This is a genomic window from Simiduia sp. 21SJ11W-1, from assembly GCF_024138675.1.
In the GTDB taxonomy this organism is placed as follows: domain Bacteria; phylum Pseudomonadota; class Gammaproteobacteria; order Pseudomonadales; family Cellvibrionaceae; genus Simiduia.
Map to the genome: position 1 here is coordinate 2,969,321 of NZ_CP090959.1, position 13,855 is coordinate 2,983,175.

Consider the following 13,855-nt stretch of genomic DNA (forward strand, 5'->3'; position numbering starts at 1 on the left):
ACTGAGGCCTCGGGATATACTCGCAGCCGCAAACCGGAAGCTCGACACAAAAGGACGCCACCGATGAATCACCTAGCCCCCCTCCCCTTGCGCGCCTTGCTGCTGGTGGCCGCCCTACTGGCCGGCTGCGCCACCAAAAACCAATACACGCCCATTGCCCAAGCACCGGCATTTGAAGCGGGCAACCTGCCCCCCATTGCGGTATTCACGCAGCATCCAAGCAACGCATTGCGCAAGGCCTGCAGCGAATTCACGCAACAATCTTTAATGCATCACTGCCGGTTAAATACGGTGAGCGGGGAAAAAATTCAACAAGCACTATATAAAAGCGGCCAATTCAGCGCGCAAGATGAGCCCCAATACACGCCCGACTACACCCTGCAGCTAGCCACCGCCCGCTATCATGAAGAAAAGGTAGAAGACTTGGGCAACGCAGTGGTTTCAGGCTTGTCGCTCATGTTGGTGCCCCTGTTGCAAACCTTTGAATTTCACACAGAGGTTAACCTGCGGTGGCGCGGCCAATTGCTGGATACCTTTTCTGTAACCGCACCCTTTACCCAAAGTGTCAATTTGGCCAACCCGCAAACCAAGTTTTTTCAACAAACTGCCGAGGCCGTGGCCGCAGCCCTTTTGGCAGAGCTCTCCGCGCGCAACAGTTTCTCGCCGGAATTTTTGGCGGAAAAGCTGCAATCCACTCACTATGGGCGCGATTTACAGCTGCCCCAAAGCGCAGGCAATTACCTGCTTGATGAACGCCTATGGCTGCGCCACCCGTTGCAGGGCACAGTGGTAAATTTTATTCACAAAGATTTTCAGTTTGATCAATTCACCCTCAGTATCTACCCGCTGCGCCGCCTAGACTGGCACGACACAGAGGCCGCCATAGCCTACGAGGCCAACGCCCTGCAAGCAGACATACAAGCAACGGCGGCCGCGCACAATACCGAAGTAAGCTTTGATACACCGGCACATCTCACCTGGAAAATACGCAATACCAAGGTGCCTGTAATCTACCTCACCGGGAAACACACAGGGCCCGAAGGTGAGCAACTGACCTCACGCATTTACATACTGGCCCAGCAAGATAAAGCCCTGCTGGCCTCCAGTACCCTAGAAGGTGAAAACCCGCCACTGGCGGGTTTTGAACAGGCAGTGCAAGCGCTGACGGCGGAACTTCAGGTGCCGCCGGAATCGCCTTTTATGGCCGGCCTGCGCACGGAGTTACGCAAGCAACAAACCAAAGCCGCTAAACAAAATTGAGGCTAGGCGCCCGCGCGGCTCTGGGCCAATACGGCGTCAATATCGGCCGCGCTATGGCGCTCTTTGAGCTGACGGGCTTCATCGCCCCACACTTTATTTACCAGGCGCCCGCGCTGTACCGCCGGGCGCGCCTTAATGGCATCGGCCCAGCGTTTGACATGGGTGTATTCATGCACCGATAAAAACTCCCCGGCCTCATACAAACCGCCCTGCACCAGCAAACCATACCAGGGGTACACGCAGATATCGGCAATGGTGTAGTCATCACCGGCCAGAAAGTTGCGCTCACTGAGCTGCTTATCCAACACATCAAGCTGGCGCTTTACTTCCATGGCGTAGCGATCAATGGGGTATTCCAGCTTCTCGGGCGCGTAGGCATAAAAGTGGCCAAAGCCACCGCCCAAAAAGGGCGCGGCCCCCATTTGCCAGAACAACCAGTTCAGCGTTTCAGTGCGGGCGGTAAATTCTTTAGGCAAAAACGCATCAAACTTTTCGGCCAAATACAGCAATATTGCACCCGACTCAAACACCCGGGTGGGCGTGGCGGTGGCGTGATCTACCAGCGCTGGAATTTTTGAATTGGGGTTTGCCGCCACAAAGCCGCTGGCAAACTGCTCGCCCTCGCCTATGTGCACAAGCCAGGCATCGTACTCGGCCTCTGAAAAACCGAGCGCCAACAGCTCCTCCAGCATAATGGTTACCTTCACCCCGTTGGGTGTGGCCATGGAATACAACTGCAGCGGGTGCTTACCTACGGGCAGTGCCGCCTCGTGGGTGGCCCCGGCAATGGGCCGGTTGATATTGGCAAATTTTCCACCGCTGTCTTTATCCCAGGTCCATACCTTGGGTGGGGTGTATTTGGTTGAATCAGACATACATTACTCCAACTGGGTGGTACATAGGGGCGGGCATGCGCCCGCCGTATCATCGCCTTACAGATCAACAATGTAGCCTGTTGTTACGAAATCAACCGCAGAGCTCATCACAGCCGGTAAATGCGCTGCCACATTGTGCAAAAAACACCCAACCCGCTCGACTTCGGCCCGCCAACTCTTTATAGTGCGCCCCCCTCGCGTTGGCCCAGGCCCGCATTCCGGCCCCGGCCACACACGCACACCCAGGTATTTTTGTGATCTCCACCGCTAACATCACCATGCAGTTTGGCGCAGCGCCCCTGTTTGAAAACATTTCCGCCAAATTCGGCAATGGCAACCGCTACGGCCTGATTGGCGCCAACGGCTGCGGCAAATCCACCTTCATGAAAATCCTGAGTGGCGCACTGGCCCCCAGCGCAGGCAATGTGTCTATTGAGCCCGGCTGCACGGTGGGCACCCTAAGCCAGGATCAATTCGCCTTTGAAGAACACACAGTGGTAGACACCGTCATCATGGGCGATGTAGCGCTATGGAAAATCAAGCAAGCGCGCGATGCCATCTACGCCAAAGCCGAAATGACAGAGGCAGACGGCATGGCCGTGGCCGAGCTGGAAGTGCAATTTGCCGAGCGCGACGGCTACAGCGCCGAAAGCCGTGCCGGTGAAATTCTGCTGCAGGCAGGCATAGATGAAAGCTTTCACTTCGGGCTGATGAAACAAGTAGCCCCTGGCTGGAAGCTGCGCGTGCTGCTAGCCCAGGCGCTGTTTGCCAACCCGGATATCCTGCTGTTAGACGAACCCACCAACAACCTGGACATTCACACAATCAGCTGGCTGGAAGACATGCTCAATGCGCGCTCAAGCACCATGATCATCATCTCCCACGATCGCCACTTCCTGAACGCCGTGTGCACTCACATGGCAGATATAGACTATGGCGAGCTGCGCATCTACCCCGGCAACTACGAAGCCTTTGTGGCCGCCGCCAATTTAGCGCGCGAGCAATTACTGAGCGAGAACGCGAAGAAATCCGCGGAAATAGAAGACCTACAGGCCTTCGTAAATCGCTTTTCCGCCAACGCCTCAAAAGCCAAACAGGCCACTTCACGCGCGCGCAAGCTAGAAAAAATCAGCCTGGATGAAGTGAAAGCCACAAGCCGGGTAGCCCCATTTATTCGCCTAAAGCAGGATAAAAAATTACACCGCCAGGCACTGGTGCTGGAACAACTTGGCCACGGCTTTGAAGCCCCGCTGTTTGCCGGTGGTGAACTGATTCTGGAAGCCGGCGCCAAGCTTGCCGTCATTGGTGAAAACGGCGCGGGCAAAACCACATTGCTGCGTTGCCTGATTAACGAAATCACTGCCAATCACGGCACGGTAAAGTGGGCCGAAAACGCCACCATCGGCTACTGCCCACAAGACAGCACCGCCGACTTCAACTGCGACCTCACATTGTTTGAATGGATGTCGCAATGGCGCACACCCAAACACGACGACCTGCAAGTGCGCGGCATGCTCGGGCGCCTGCTGTTCACCGCAGACGACGCCAACAAAAAAGTGCGCGTATGCTCCGGCGGAGAAAAAAATCGCCTACTGTTTGGCAAGCTCATGATGATGGATTTAAACGTGCTGGTAATGGATGAACCCACCAACCACCTGGACATGGAAGCCATTGAAGCACTCAACAACGCCCTCAAAGGCTTCGACGGCACGCTCATTTTCGTAAGCCACGATCGCGAGTTTGTGTCATCACTTGCAACCCGCGTGCTGGAGATAAAAGACCGGCAGCTAATCGACTTTCAAGGCACCTTTGATGAGTATGTGGCGCACAGGGCGGGGGCTTAAAGCGGCTTGGTGCACGGGTAGAGGCTCGAATTTTATCTAATGGTTATCGCTTTTAACCTCACCGTTGATTCCGATCCCCGCATTCACGCCAGTAAAAGCTTGATACATCTGCCCGCCACCTTTGCAATGGATTTGTTGGAGGCGGACAGAAATTGATTCAGGCGATGCTTGATAGTGCTGGGAGCCTATCTCGCCTAGGGTAATTAACTCCGACCCTTTTATCCGGACAATATGCTAGTTTATTGATCGAAGATCTGCACTGGTTTCACTGTCAACGCCACTCATTGGCCGCCGTCCAACTTTTAACAAAAGGCTGACCCGAGCGTGCTGCCTCTATGACAGGCGCAAGAAAGCTTGTTACTTGAGCGACGATATCAGAAAAATCGTTTGGTAAATGCTCCTGATTAATTCGCCGGCAAAATGCTGCCCACTGAACCTGTTTTTCTTCGATGAATGGTGCTTGGAATGCGACGATATTATCTGACAGGGCTGTGCCGCGCTGTTTAAATGTAAGCTGAATTGCTTGGGCTAATTGACTGCCATTGAAGTTAAACTGTCGCGAGAGCAGCCAAATATCATAAAAGTCCTTCATTCGGCTGTTCAGAACTCCGAGCTTGACCATCGCTTCGAACTTCTCCGCGATAGCGCTCTCACGGCTGTAGCAGAGCAATCTCGGAGCAGTGAAGTCGAGCATGGTCGGCAGATCACATTCCTCCGGACATGGGTGCACAATATCGCCGAACCCAATGTCAATCTGCATATTAATTCTGGCTGAATCAAGAGTGCCGCGAAACCTTATGCGAACACCCTGATAGTCTGCATCCTCTTTGATGCGTTCAGATTGAATTGAGTCAACGTCGAAATCCAAACCGTCGGGCTCAACCGCCAAATTAAGAATTTCAGTTATCTGCGATACGATATTGGCTTCATCATTGCTGGTTTTTCCCAGCATATCGATGTCCATCGTTGGCCTGAATTCCGGTGATTCCCAAACACGCAGCATCAGAGCACCTTTAAGGATGAAGTGCTTTGAGTGGGTTGATTGGGACAAGCGATATAAAAATCTCTCCATGGCATAGTATTGGAGCAATTCGGCAAATGGCCGTTTATCGCTTCTTGCGCGGTTCAGTAGTTTTTGGCGTACCGAGGCTGCGATATTTTTAGTTGTGTTCATGGCGCACATCCTTGTGCGCCACCCTTACGGGCAGCCTGCGGCTGTGCAAAATTTCTATCCTGAAATTTTGTCAAAGTGTGGCCTCTAAGTAGGGGCGCATTATTTTTTCGACTCGGCAGACTCTTGCATACATTATTAGCTTTTCGAGATTAAATGTTTTGCGCGCTTTATAGAATTTCAGTGCTTCTAGCACTATGTCCATTCCCAGCTTGTTTCTGAATTTAAAGCAGTCAGCCAGAGTCTTTTCTGGGCAGTAAATATTGATTGAAACACCATCAATCTGATGCGTTTCAACCCCTTCTTTCAGTGCAGCCTCAGAAAACCTATGCACCGAGATCGGTGGATAGTCTACCCGAGGAGTTTCCGCGCCTTTGGGCAGAGCAATAGAAACAGCATGCGGAATTTGGGTGGTGATATCGTGATAAGCCAGTGCCGAAACGAGGCAGATGACTGCTTGAGGAACCCGTTTGGCAACGATCACAAGGTCCGGATCAGATATTTGGTCCTGATCCATAAGGCGATAAACACCACGAGATAGGACCTCTAGCTCACCGGAATCTCTGAGTTGGTACAGAGTTCGAGGGTGAATCCCCGCCTGGATTGCATCCATTGTCCGAATTGTGCCCCCCAGCTCTCGGATGGCATCAAGGGCCTTACGGCAGGCTTTGCTTGTTGCAGGCATTCTGGCCACGGATAATAAAACCTATAGAAATAAATATGTATAGGTAATACTATCCATTTGAGTGGGAGTCGGCAAGTAATGAATGATGAAGGGTAATTGCCGTGTAACATGGCTAACCACCTGAGGAGTGACTTGCTCACCGGCCCGCAGCTTCATCCATGATGTTGCTAAATGTCGGCAATTATCAGGATTTGCCGACGTTTAGTTACAGGTGATGGGTTTAGAATTGTCGTGATACTTAAACCCAGGGTTTAACAATCGACGATATTTCAAACCATATGCCTTTCCCGCTGTTCCGACCACAGCCTTGGTGGATCCACTGCCAAGTCAAACAGGGTGATATTAGGCGGCAAGCAGTCATCCAAAATGGCCTCGACGATGTCCGGCGCCAACGTGGTCAGGTTAACCATCCGGCTGATGTAGCTATTGTCGAGCCCCTCCAATTGGGCGATCTCGCGCAATGAGCTGACCTCGCCTGTTTCCAGCATCTGCAACCAACGGTGCCTTCGAGCCAGCGCCAGCTGCAGTGGTGTTGGCTGGGTATCCCAAGGCCTGGGCTCCTGGACGGTTCCGTCTGGCAAGGTGATCAAGCGCCACCCGCTACGGCGCTTCAGGTTGATGGGGACGTTGATGCTCAGCTTGCCGTCACTGGACTCGACAACACTGGCCGCACCTGGTCGCTCGAGCTCAAAGGGGTAGCCGCTACCTTTGTTGCTCACCCCGTCCTTCGGGCTCGCCGCTTCGCGGTCCACAGAGCGGTCTAATTTTTTTCCTGAAAAATTTGTCATGCCACATCCTCCTGCTTGTAGAAGTCCGCGATTACAAAGGTGGCGAAATCCGTAAACCCTTGCCAAATAGGGCCTGTAATGTGGCGAACCGACAATAAGAAACCCCACCTTCCTTCGAAGGTGGGGCTTTGTATTGGTGGTGGGTCGGGACGCCGGTTCGATTCCCTCAATAGGAACTCAATTAGCCCCTCAATTACGTCAGCAAGCTAATGCGGGTTTATGCTTCCGCAGGAACATCAGAATCTTGTTTGACAGTGTTTTGTCTTAATAGGCAATGCTCGGGAAAATATCACTTTTAAGCATGTGCTTGCGGTGGCTTGATCAGAGACTCAGCCGGAATACCCAAGCCCTCATGCAGCTTCCAGATCATTTTTAGGGTGAGCGAGCGTTTGTGATTGAGAATTTCATAGACCCGGTTGCTTTTACCAATCATGGGCTCGAGGTCTTTCACTGTTAGACCTTTGCGCTCCATCTCGAACTTGATGGCTTCTACAGGATCAGGCAAATCCATAGGAAAATTTTTGGCTTCATAAGCTTCGATAAGTGTGACCATGACATCCAGCTTTTCACCTTCGGGTGTGTCAGGGCCAGCCATCATCAGACTTTCAATTTCTTTTAATGCCGCTCGGTAGTCGGCATCAGTTTTGATCGGTTTGATGTCCATAATTTTTACCTCTCGTTTCTACCTGGTAGGCAATTAAATAGTTTGCACGTCAATTTTGTCGTATTGCGCATGGGTACCGATGAATCGGATGTACACAACGCGATAGGCATAGTTGATCCACGCGACCAAACGGTACTTGTTACCCGCAATATTGAAAACCGCACGCCCATCTTTGAGGATGCTGGCATTCCTGAAATCCTGCTTTATATCAGCTGGTGCGCTCCAGTCAGCCACTAAGGCATGTCGATACCAAGCAAGCGTAGGCTCTTTCGCATCCATGTATTCCGGGTGTTCTTCCCAGAAAGCTTTCAGTGTCGATAAGGCAATGATTCTCATAGAGTCAATAATAGTCCCAAAATGGGACTTGCTCAACTAAAATTATATCCACGGATGGATGGTATGCCGCGAGCGCATGGATGTGCAGGAGCGGCTGGAGGATCAATATGAATGAATTTCAAGCACTTATGACAGAAAGAGAGCTGTGTAATCGATGGCAGGTAAGCGAGGCGACACTGGAGCGATGGCGATCTGAGGGCATTGGCCCAATTTGCGTGAAACTGGGCGGCCAAGTCAGGTACAGGCGAGAGGATGTGGCCAGTTGCTTGAGAAGGAGCTCATTCAGCAGGGCTTGTTGTTTGTCGGTTAAGTTGGTCATCCAGGCCTCCTTGGTAGCCTATAAGATAACCACTTACACAGTTTGATTTACACCCTCTCTGGGCGACAGGGGATGTTGATTTAGGTGCCACAAGGGTCCGCCGCGCCGATGCATTAAAACACAGCGTCATTTTTAGAGATTGTTGAAATTTGTTGAAATTTTGACCAAGCGATTCCTCTGCATGATGCAGTTTTCCCGCTGTATAAACACCTATGAAAACCAAATCCTATACCTCAAACAACCGTACTGACTGCTAGAGAGGCTACCAATCACTCAAGTACACTGGCTGGCGCTTAACGCAAACATGGAGAAGTAGCGTGATTAAAGATATGACATTTAACGGCAGACAACTCATTTGGCCGGGTAAGGGAACGTTTAAGGCGACCTCTGGACTGCCAGAACACCAAATGCCCAAGCACCAGTGCGTTAAAGATTTTGGCCCCATTCCGGAAGGCAACTACAAGGTGTTCATTGCTGACCAGGGTACCGCCAAGGATGATGGAACGGGGCGCTGTGCCATTTCTCCAGCATGGGGTATTCAAACTATCCCACGCGGTGAAGCCGCCAAATACTGTGAACCGTATTGGGCCAACTGGGGGTTTAATCGCGCTCGCATGGAACCTGCTGATAACGCCACCAAAAATCGCTGCGCACCCATTTTTAGGAACGGCTTCTATTTACACGATTCAACGAAGGGTTATAGTCACGGCTGCATTGAAGTGGAAGGGCGCATTTTCCGCATGCTGCGTGAATACAATCGAACTTCCAACAAAAGCACATTACTCATCAATGTGACCTACACACCAGGAGTGTCTACCAATGGCGGCACCAAACGTTAAGTGGTTAGCGATACCACTGCTCGCTTCATGTGGCCAACTTTCAGTAGCCAACCCGCTAACGATTGAAAATAACTTGGCGTCTTGCCTAACCGTTGAAAAGGCTACGCTCCAGCGCGTGGAGGGTTACGCCATAGCAAATCTAAGCTTCAAACTTACCCAATCCACTGCCGCCTGCGGATGTAAATCAAGATTAAATGACTACACCGTGGTGGCTCAGTACGCAGACTGGCAGCGTGTGGTCATGCAGGGTAAAGTTGCGCTAAATGACAAAGGCCAGCAAAGTATTCCTGTAAGTGCAGACTACGCATTGGTTGAAAACCAGCCGCTTACGATGACTATTGGCTGTGCCGAAGCGGACTAACACTGAAAACGTAAGGCGCCTTTCTTAAAGCGCCTTTGCTTCAGCTATCAAAGATCATTTGTATTGGTGGAGGCGGGGCGGTCCGACGCTTCGGGATTTCATTCGGGCAGTCCTTGGCCCTCACCCCTTGGGGCGCCTTTGGCGTGCAAAGCGGCTGTCCTGCCGCTTTGTGGCCGCGCCTGCGTATCCATGCGCTCTCGGCATTAGTGCATCCCTGCACGTCAACCATAAGGGGGTTCTGCATACCACCTTCTTCCAGCCAATAAAAAACCCCACCTTCCTTCGAAGGTGGGGTTTTGTATTGGTGGAGGCGGGGGGATTTGAACCCCCGTCCGACAGTACTCCGCCGTCAGCTCTACATGTTTAGTTCCACTATTTGATTTAACAACTTACAGCCCAGTGGCCAAGACGTAAGAAGCGATCCTGATAAGTTTTAGCAGATCCACCCCAGGCAGGCTTCACAGCGATCCAGTTCTATATGACAGTCTTCAACGCGGTACTGGCACCTTGCTAAAGACCGCTAAGGGCGAACCCTTAGTTAGTGCTTCATCAGCAGCTTACGCTGCTAACTGGGCACCGTAGTTGTCGTCGTTGGCAACTAATAGTTTGCAGCTTTGGATTAAGGTGATTAGCTACCCTCACCACATGCACATCGGGTTTTGTTACCGCCGTCGAATCCTAATCGCCCCCTTTTCTTCGTAGAAGCGCTTATGGCTGCGTTGCGGTGCTGTCTCGCAGTGCTCATGTACCTGTGTACACTCCGCGCTACCGCGTTGCGCGCCTTGCCCTAAACGCTTCTACTTAAACCTTTGGGGTAACGGATGCGCCGTTACGGCCAGAACACCGGCAGCGCTGGGCGGCCGGGCTGGGGATTATAGGAAATCCCCGTACTTATATCTATGGGCAATTTGGCGGCACTTCAAGCAATTGGCCGCAAGCCCTGTTTACAGGCAGGCCAACGGATGCTGGGCTAGACTTTCCCTACCTATCAAGGCGCCTTGCTATGCAGCTTGTTTACATACTATTGGCCGCAGGGGCCTATTACCTTGCGGGCCGCTTGGGGCTGCTTTTGGCGATACCCCCAGGCTTTGCTTCGGCCGTGTGGCCCGCAGCCGGTATTGGCCTTGCCTGCGCACTGCTGCTTTCGCGCCAAGCGGCCTGCGCGGGCGCCGCTATTGGCTCGTTTTTTCTCAACCTTGGGGTTATAAGCCAGGGGTTTACCGAGGTGAACGCCGCGATGCTGCCACTGCCCACGGCCATCGCAACCGGAGCCGCCATTCAGGTGTGGGTTGGGCACGGGCTTTACCTTCGCCTTATAGGCACACACCTGTGCATAGATACCCCACGCCAGATTGGCAGCTTTCTTGCCCTTATCAGCCCTCTCGGATGCCTTGTGGGGGCAAGCGTGGGTACCACAGGCTTACTCTTCAAGGGCTTTATAGAACCCAGCCAGCTGGGCTTCACCTGGTTTACCTGGTGGCTGGGCGACACCATAGGGGTCATGCTTTTTGCCCCATTGCTGCTTACCCTTGCCGCCAAAGATACACGCCTAACCCCGCTGCGGCGGGTGAGTATTGCCACACCCATTGCGGTTATTTTTACTGCCGTTACGTTGCTGTTTGTGTGGTCTAGCGGCAATCGTGCAGAGCAAGACGCAAAATATATCGACACAGAAAGCGCAGAAATCTTTGAAGATGCCGAGGCGCGCCTGCAAATTGCCTCGAACCTGTTAAATGCGTTTGATGCAGCTCTGGCCGATGCCGGCAATCTGACCCAGGCACAGTTTGACCAGATGGCGAGCATTTTGCTCACTGAGGCAGACTGGGTAAAAGCTGTCAGCTGGGTACCTATTGTGCCCCAATCTGAACGCAAGGCGTTTGAAGAGTTGATGCAGAGGCACACCCATGAAAATTTTACACTGGTAGAAATTGGCGGCGCCCAAGCGCTGGTACCTGCCTCAGAACAACATACCTATTACCCCGTGCAGTTTATCTACCCCCAACAGGGCAACGAGCGCGCCATTGGCTTGAACCTTGGCGCAAACGGCTCACGGTTAAAAGCACTCGAAAACGCCCATGCGCTGCGCAGGCCTGTTGCCACAGAACCCATTCAGCTGGTGCAATCTGAGCAAACGGTACCGGCGATGATTTTATACAAGCCCATTTATCAACGGGCGCTAGAACAGGTAAGCGCCCAACATCCCATATTCAGCCGCACAAAACTGCACGGTTACATTAGCGGCGTTTTTACCTTCCCAAAACTGTTTGGCGATTTGTTTGAAAGTGCTGCCCACAAGCAGTTAAGCGTATCTCTGGAAGACCTAACAGAACCAGCCAAGCCCCAAATACTTATTACCAATAGCGAGCCCGCGCTGGCGGGCTATACCCCGCTCACCTACGCCACTCATTTTGGTGAGCGGGTATACCGGTTTACCTTCACACCCAGCAACGCCTTTGCCAGCTCGGCTAAAGATTGGTCTAGCTGGAACATTCTCACCTTCGGTTTTCTACTTGCGGCCCTGTTCCAGGGCTTTATTCTTCTACTTACCGGGCATACCAAATCCGTAGAAGCGGAAGTTGCCCGGCAAACCAAATTGCTACAGCACGCAAAAGAACAAGCAGAAAGCGCGAGCAGGGCCAAAACCCGATTTTTAGCCAACATGAGCCATGAGTTGCGTACGCCATTGCATGCAGTAACCGGGCTTTTGGCCATGAGTTTGAAAACACCCCTGAACGCCCAGCAACAACACTACCTTAACAAGGCGCAGGTGGCAGCCAGCGCGTTGGTGGCTTTGATCAACCAAACCATAGACTACTCAAAAATCGAAGCCGGCAAACTTAGCCTGAAACACGAAGCGTTTAGCATTAAAACCCTGCTGCACCGGGTGCACACTATTTTTACCGTTGAGGCAGAGGCCAAAGGCATAAGCCTAAGCTTTCATCTGCCACAACAGGTGCCAGAGCACTTTATTGGCGATTCTCTTAGAATTGAACAGGTGCTAACCAACCTGCTGGGAAATGCCGTTAAATTTACCGAACAAGGCAGGGTAGATTTTTCACTTTCTATTGAGCTTGATGAAACGCCACACACCTGTGCAAAGCTGGCATTTGAAATAACCGATACCGGCATTGGTATTTCACAGGAGAATACCGAAACCCTGTTTGAAGCATTTCAGCAAGGTGATAGCAGCAATACACGCAAGTTTGGCGGCACAGGGCTAGGCCTGAGCATTTGCAAAAAGCTGGCAGAAACCATGCAGGGCAGCCTTGCCATCAGCAGCCAAGCCGGCCAGGGCACTTGCGCGCGGTTTTCAATCGCTTTGCCCGTAGAAAACCCAGAGGCAACCGTTAACCTGCAACTCACGCCCAGCCAAACCAAGAGTGCACTGGCACAATTACCCGAAATAGATGCAACCTTCTTGCAGGGGCACTCGGTATTAATTGTTGAAGACATTGAGATTAATCAAGAGATTGCACGCTTCATGCTAGAAGACCACGGCGCAGAGGTATGCGTGGCAAACAACGGCCGGGAAGCCCTTGATATTCTAAGTAACAAGCCGGGGTTTGATTTGATTCTTATGGATATTCAAATGCCGGAAATGGACGGGCTGGAAGCAACGCGTAGAATTCGCGAATTAAATGATGTAAATCACATACCCATAGTAGCGATGACAGCAAACGCCATTAAAGGTGACATACACGACTGCATGGCGGCGGGCATGAATGCACATGTTGCCAAACCCATAGATGAACAAGACCTGATGACCAAAATTCACCAATGCCTGTTGGGCAATCGCGCGAGTAACGCCAACGCCTAGTGATCTGCCCCGCTTTTTAGCAAGCGATTCAAATGGCGCTCGTATATTGCCTCATACTCACCCGAGGCCTTGAGCTCAGCCAAGGCTACGTCAAACGCTTTACACAACGCCTCGTCTTTAAAGCCCATACGGGTTTCAAGCGCCGGAAATATTTCATGGAACACCACATCGGCAGTGCCCTGCCCCCGCGCGCGCAAAGCCTTGCGCGCATGCAGGAAGATAAACATGTCGCCCGCGCTTACCTGGTAGCGGCCACCGTATAGCATTTTGGCCTGCAGGCTTGGCTTGTTAACCTCCTGATAACGGCCCTCTTCTACCACCGCCGCAAAACTTTCACCAAAATAGGTTACCGCCCCTTCAAAGGTCACAATGCTCTTGCCGCTCAGATCACTCACACTGCTGATGGCAAAACGGCTATCGGCAAGGGTGATTGCCACATCGCGAAACCGGAACGCAGGCTCGCTCTTGCAGGCCTCAAAGGGCATGGCTTCAAGAATGTTCGCCACTGAATCAAGGCGGCCGGCCTCGAAGCTTGCCCACAGGCCTTTATTGCTGTGGCCGAACACAAAAGCCGGCTCGTAGTTGGGAATTCTGGCGAAGGTTGCGCGAATGATGTCGGCAAATACGCCCGACTGGCTCTCTGCGATGAAATAGGGCTCAAAATTGCCCATGCCCACGGTAACAGCCTGAACCTGAGGCCCAGCCTCTGCCATATGGGCCACTGGCCCTTGGCCCAGCGCGGGTAAGGCCGCCCACCACAAGGGCAGGCCCAGTAAAATTGGTTGTAACGACAACTTGGCTCGTTTCATCTACCCCATTCCTCTTGGGCGCACATTCCATCTAATGACTATAGCTTAGTTTCTGAACAGGCATTCACTCAGCCAAAGCGCTACCCA

The 13,855-nt window shown here is 52.2% G+C and carries 13 protein-coding genes, 1 other RNA gene and 1 pseudogene; 6 read left to right on the plus strand and 9 right to left on the minus strand.

Annotation, left to right across the window (positions count from 1 at the left end; translation table 11 throughout):
• The first annotated feature begins 63 nt into the window (after nt 1-63).
• Nucleotides 64-1,260: a hypothetical protein gene (locus tag L1F30_RS12975; RefSeq protein ID WP_253356659.1), complete on the plus strand. Its 1,197-nt coding sequence runs from the start codon at nt 64-66 to the stop codon at nt 1,258-1,260.
• A gap of 2 nt (nt 1,261-1,262) precedes the next feature.
• Here the strand turns inward: L1F30_RS12975 and yghU are convergent, their stop codons facing one another.
• The gene (gene yghU / locus L1F30_RS12980) at nt 1,263-2,135 is read right to left on the minus strand and encodes a glutathione-dependent disulfide-bond oxidoreductase (RefSeq protein ID WP_253356660.1); all 873 of its coding nucleotides are present in this window, start codon (nt 2,133-2,135) and stop codon (nt 1,263-1,265) included.
• A 254-nt stretch (nt 2,136-2,389) separates the two neighbouring features.
• Between yghU and L1F30_RS12985 the strand changes: the two genes are divergently transcribed.
• Entirely contained in the window at nt 2,390-3,979 is a 1,590-nt protein-coding gene (locus tag L1F30_RS12985; RefSeq protein WP_253356661.1) for an ABC-F family ATPase, read from the plus strand.
• A 271-nt stretch (nt 3,980-4,250) separates the two neighbouring features.
• On the opposite strand, the gene L1F30_RS12990 is transcribed toward L1F30_RS12985, so the two are convergent.
• The 6 genes and pseudogenes from L1F30_RS12990 to L1F30_RS13010 form a co-directional block, all read right to left on the minus strand.
• Nucleotides 4,251-5,153 (minus strand): nucleotidyl transferase AbiEii/AbiGii toxin family protein, encoded by a 903-nt coding sequence (locus L1F30_RS12990; protein WP_253356662.1) that lies wholly within the window; start codon nt 5,151-5,153, stop codon nt 4,251-4,253.
• Between the two features lie 70 nt (nt 5,154-5,223).
• Nucleotides 5,224-5,667: a transcriptional regulator gene (locus tag L1F30_RS12995; RefSeq protein WP_253361884.1), complete on the minus strand. Its 444-nt coding sequence runs from the start codon at nt 5,665-5,667 to the stop codon at nt 5,224-5,226.
• Nucleotides 5,668-5,727: 60 nt separating this feature from the next.
• Nucleotides 5,728-5,835, minus strand: a pseudogene (locus L1F30_RS17610) (transcriptional regulator); the annotation flags it as partial.
• A gap of 269 nt (nt 5,836-6,104) precedes the next feature.
• The gene (locus L1F30_RS13000; RefSeq protein ID WP_253356663.1) at nt 6,105-6,623 is read right to left on the minus strand and encodes a hypothetical protein; all 519 of its coding nucleotides are present in this window, start codon (nt 6,621-6,623) and stop codon (nt 6,105-6,107) included.
• Nucleotides 6,624-6,918: 295 nt separating this feature from the next.
• Entirely contained in the window at nt 6,919-7,287 is a 369-nt protein-coding gene (locus L1F30_RS13005) for a type II toxin-antitoxin system HigA family antitoxin (RefSeq protein WP_253356664.1), read from the minus strand.
• 33 nt (nt 7,288-7,320) lie between these two features.
• A complete protein-coding gene (locus L1F30_RS13010; protein ID WP_253356665.1) occupies nt 7,321-7,623 on the minus strand; it encodes a type II toxin-antitoxin system HigB family toxin in 303 nt (100 codons plus the stop codon).
• A gap of 128 nt (nt 7,624-7,751) precedes the next feature.
• Between L1F30_RS13010 and L1F30_RS13015 the strand changes: the two genes are divergently transcribed.
• The 3 genes from L1F30_RS13015 (at nt 7,752) to L1F30_RS13025 (ending at nt 9,142) form a co-directional block, all read left to right on the plus strand.
• Nucleotides 7,752-7,988 carry an AlpA family transcriptional regulator gene (locus tag L1F30_RS13015; RefSeq protein WP_253361833.1) on the plus strand — a complete coding sequence of 79 codons (237 nt, stop codon included), beginning with the start codon at nt 7,752-7,754 and terminating at the stop codon, nt 7,986-7,988.
• A gap of 271 nt (nt 7,989-8,259) precedes the next feature.
• On the plus strand, nt 8,260-8,781 hold the full coding sequence (locus L1F30_RS13020; protein WP_253356666.1) for a tlde1 domain-containing protein: 522 nt from the start codon (nt 8,260-8,262) through the stop codon (nt 8,779-8,781).
• Complete coding sequence (locus L1F30_RS13025) at nt 8,762-9,142, plus strand: DUF2195 family protein (protein ID WP_253356667.1); 381 nt, start codon at nt 8,762-8,764, stop codon at nt 9,140-9,142. The genes L1F30_RS13020 and L1F30_RS13025 overlap by 20 nt, the downstream gene beginning before the upstream one ends.
• A 302-nt stretch (nt 9,143-9,444) precedes the next feature.
• Here L1F30_RS13025 and ssrA read toward each other — a convergent pair.
• Nucleotides 9,445-9,832, minus strand: a transfer-messenger RNA (tmRNA) gene (gene ssrA, locus L1F30_RS13030).
• A 313-nt stretch (nt 9,833-10,145) separates the two neighbouring features.
• Here ssrA and L1F30_RS13035 point away from each other — a divergent pair.
• A complete protein-coding gene (locus L1F30_RS13035) occupies nt 10,146-12,959 on the plus strand; it encodes a CHASE domain-containing protein (protein ID WP_253356668.1) in 2,814 nt (937 codons plus the stop codon).
• On the opposite strand, the gene L1F30_RS13040 is transcribed toward L1F30_RS13035, so the two are convergent.
• Nucleotides 12,956-13,768, minus strand: a complete 813-nt coding sequence (locus L1F30_RS13040) for an ABC transporter substrate-binding protein (protein WP_253356669.1) — start codon at nt 13,766-13,768, stop codon at nt 12,956-12,958. The two genes, L1F30_RS13035 and L1F30_RS13040, sit on opposite strands and share 4 nt — an antisense overlap.
• Between the last annotated feature and the right edge of the window lie 87 nt (nt 13,769-13,855).

Coding starts and splice junctions, on each gene's coding strand:
- L1F30_RS12975 (WP_253356659.1), top strand. CDS start 64: ATGAATCACCTAGCCCCCCTCCCCTTGCGCGCCTTGCTGCTGGTGGCC.
- yghU (WP_253356660.1), bottom strand. CDS start 2,135: ATGTCTGATTCAACCAAATACACCCCACCCAAGGTATGGACCTGGGAT.
- L1F30_RS12990 (WP_253356662.1), bottom strand. CDS start 5,153: ATGAACACAACTAAAAATATCGCAGCCTCGGTACGCCAAAAACTACTG.
- L1F30_RS12995 (WP_253361884.1), bottom strand. CDS start 5,667: ATGGATCAGGACCAAATATCTGATCCGGACCTTGTGATCGTTGCCAAA.
- L1F30_RS13000 (WP_253356663.1), bottom strand. CDS start 6,623: ATGACAAATTTTTCAGGAAAAAAATTAGACCGCTCTGTGGACCGCGAA.
- L1F30_RS13005 (WP_253356664.1), bottom strand. CDS start 7,287: ATGGACATCAAACCGATCAAAACTGATGCCGACTACCGAGCGGCATTA.
- L1F30_RS13010 (WP_253356665.1), bottom strand. CDS start 7,623: ATGAGAATCATTGCCTTATCGACACTGAAAGCTTTCTGGGAAGAACAC.
- L1F30_RS13015 (WP_253361833.1), top strand. CDS start 7,752: ATGACAGAAAGAGAGCTGTGTAATCGATGGCAGGTAAGCGAGGCGACA.
- L1F30_RS13025 (WP_253356667.1), top strand. CDS start 8,762: ATGGCGGCACCAAACGTTAAGTGGTTAGCGATACCACTGCTCGCTTCA.
- L1F30_RS13035 (WP_253356668.1), top strand. CDS start 10,146: ATGCAGCTTGTTTACATACTATTGGCCGCAGGGGCCTATTACCTTGCG.
- L1F30_RS13040 (WP_253356669.1), bottom strand. CDS start 13,768: ATGAAACGAGCCAAGTTGTCGTTACAACCAATTTTACTGGGCCTGCCC.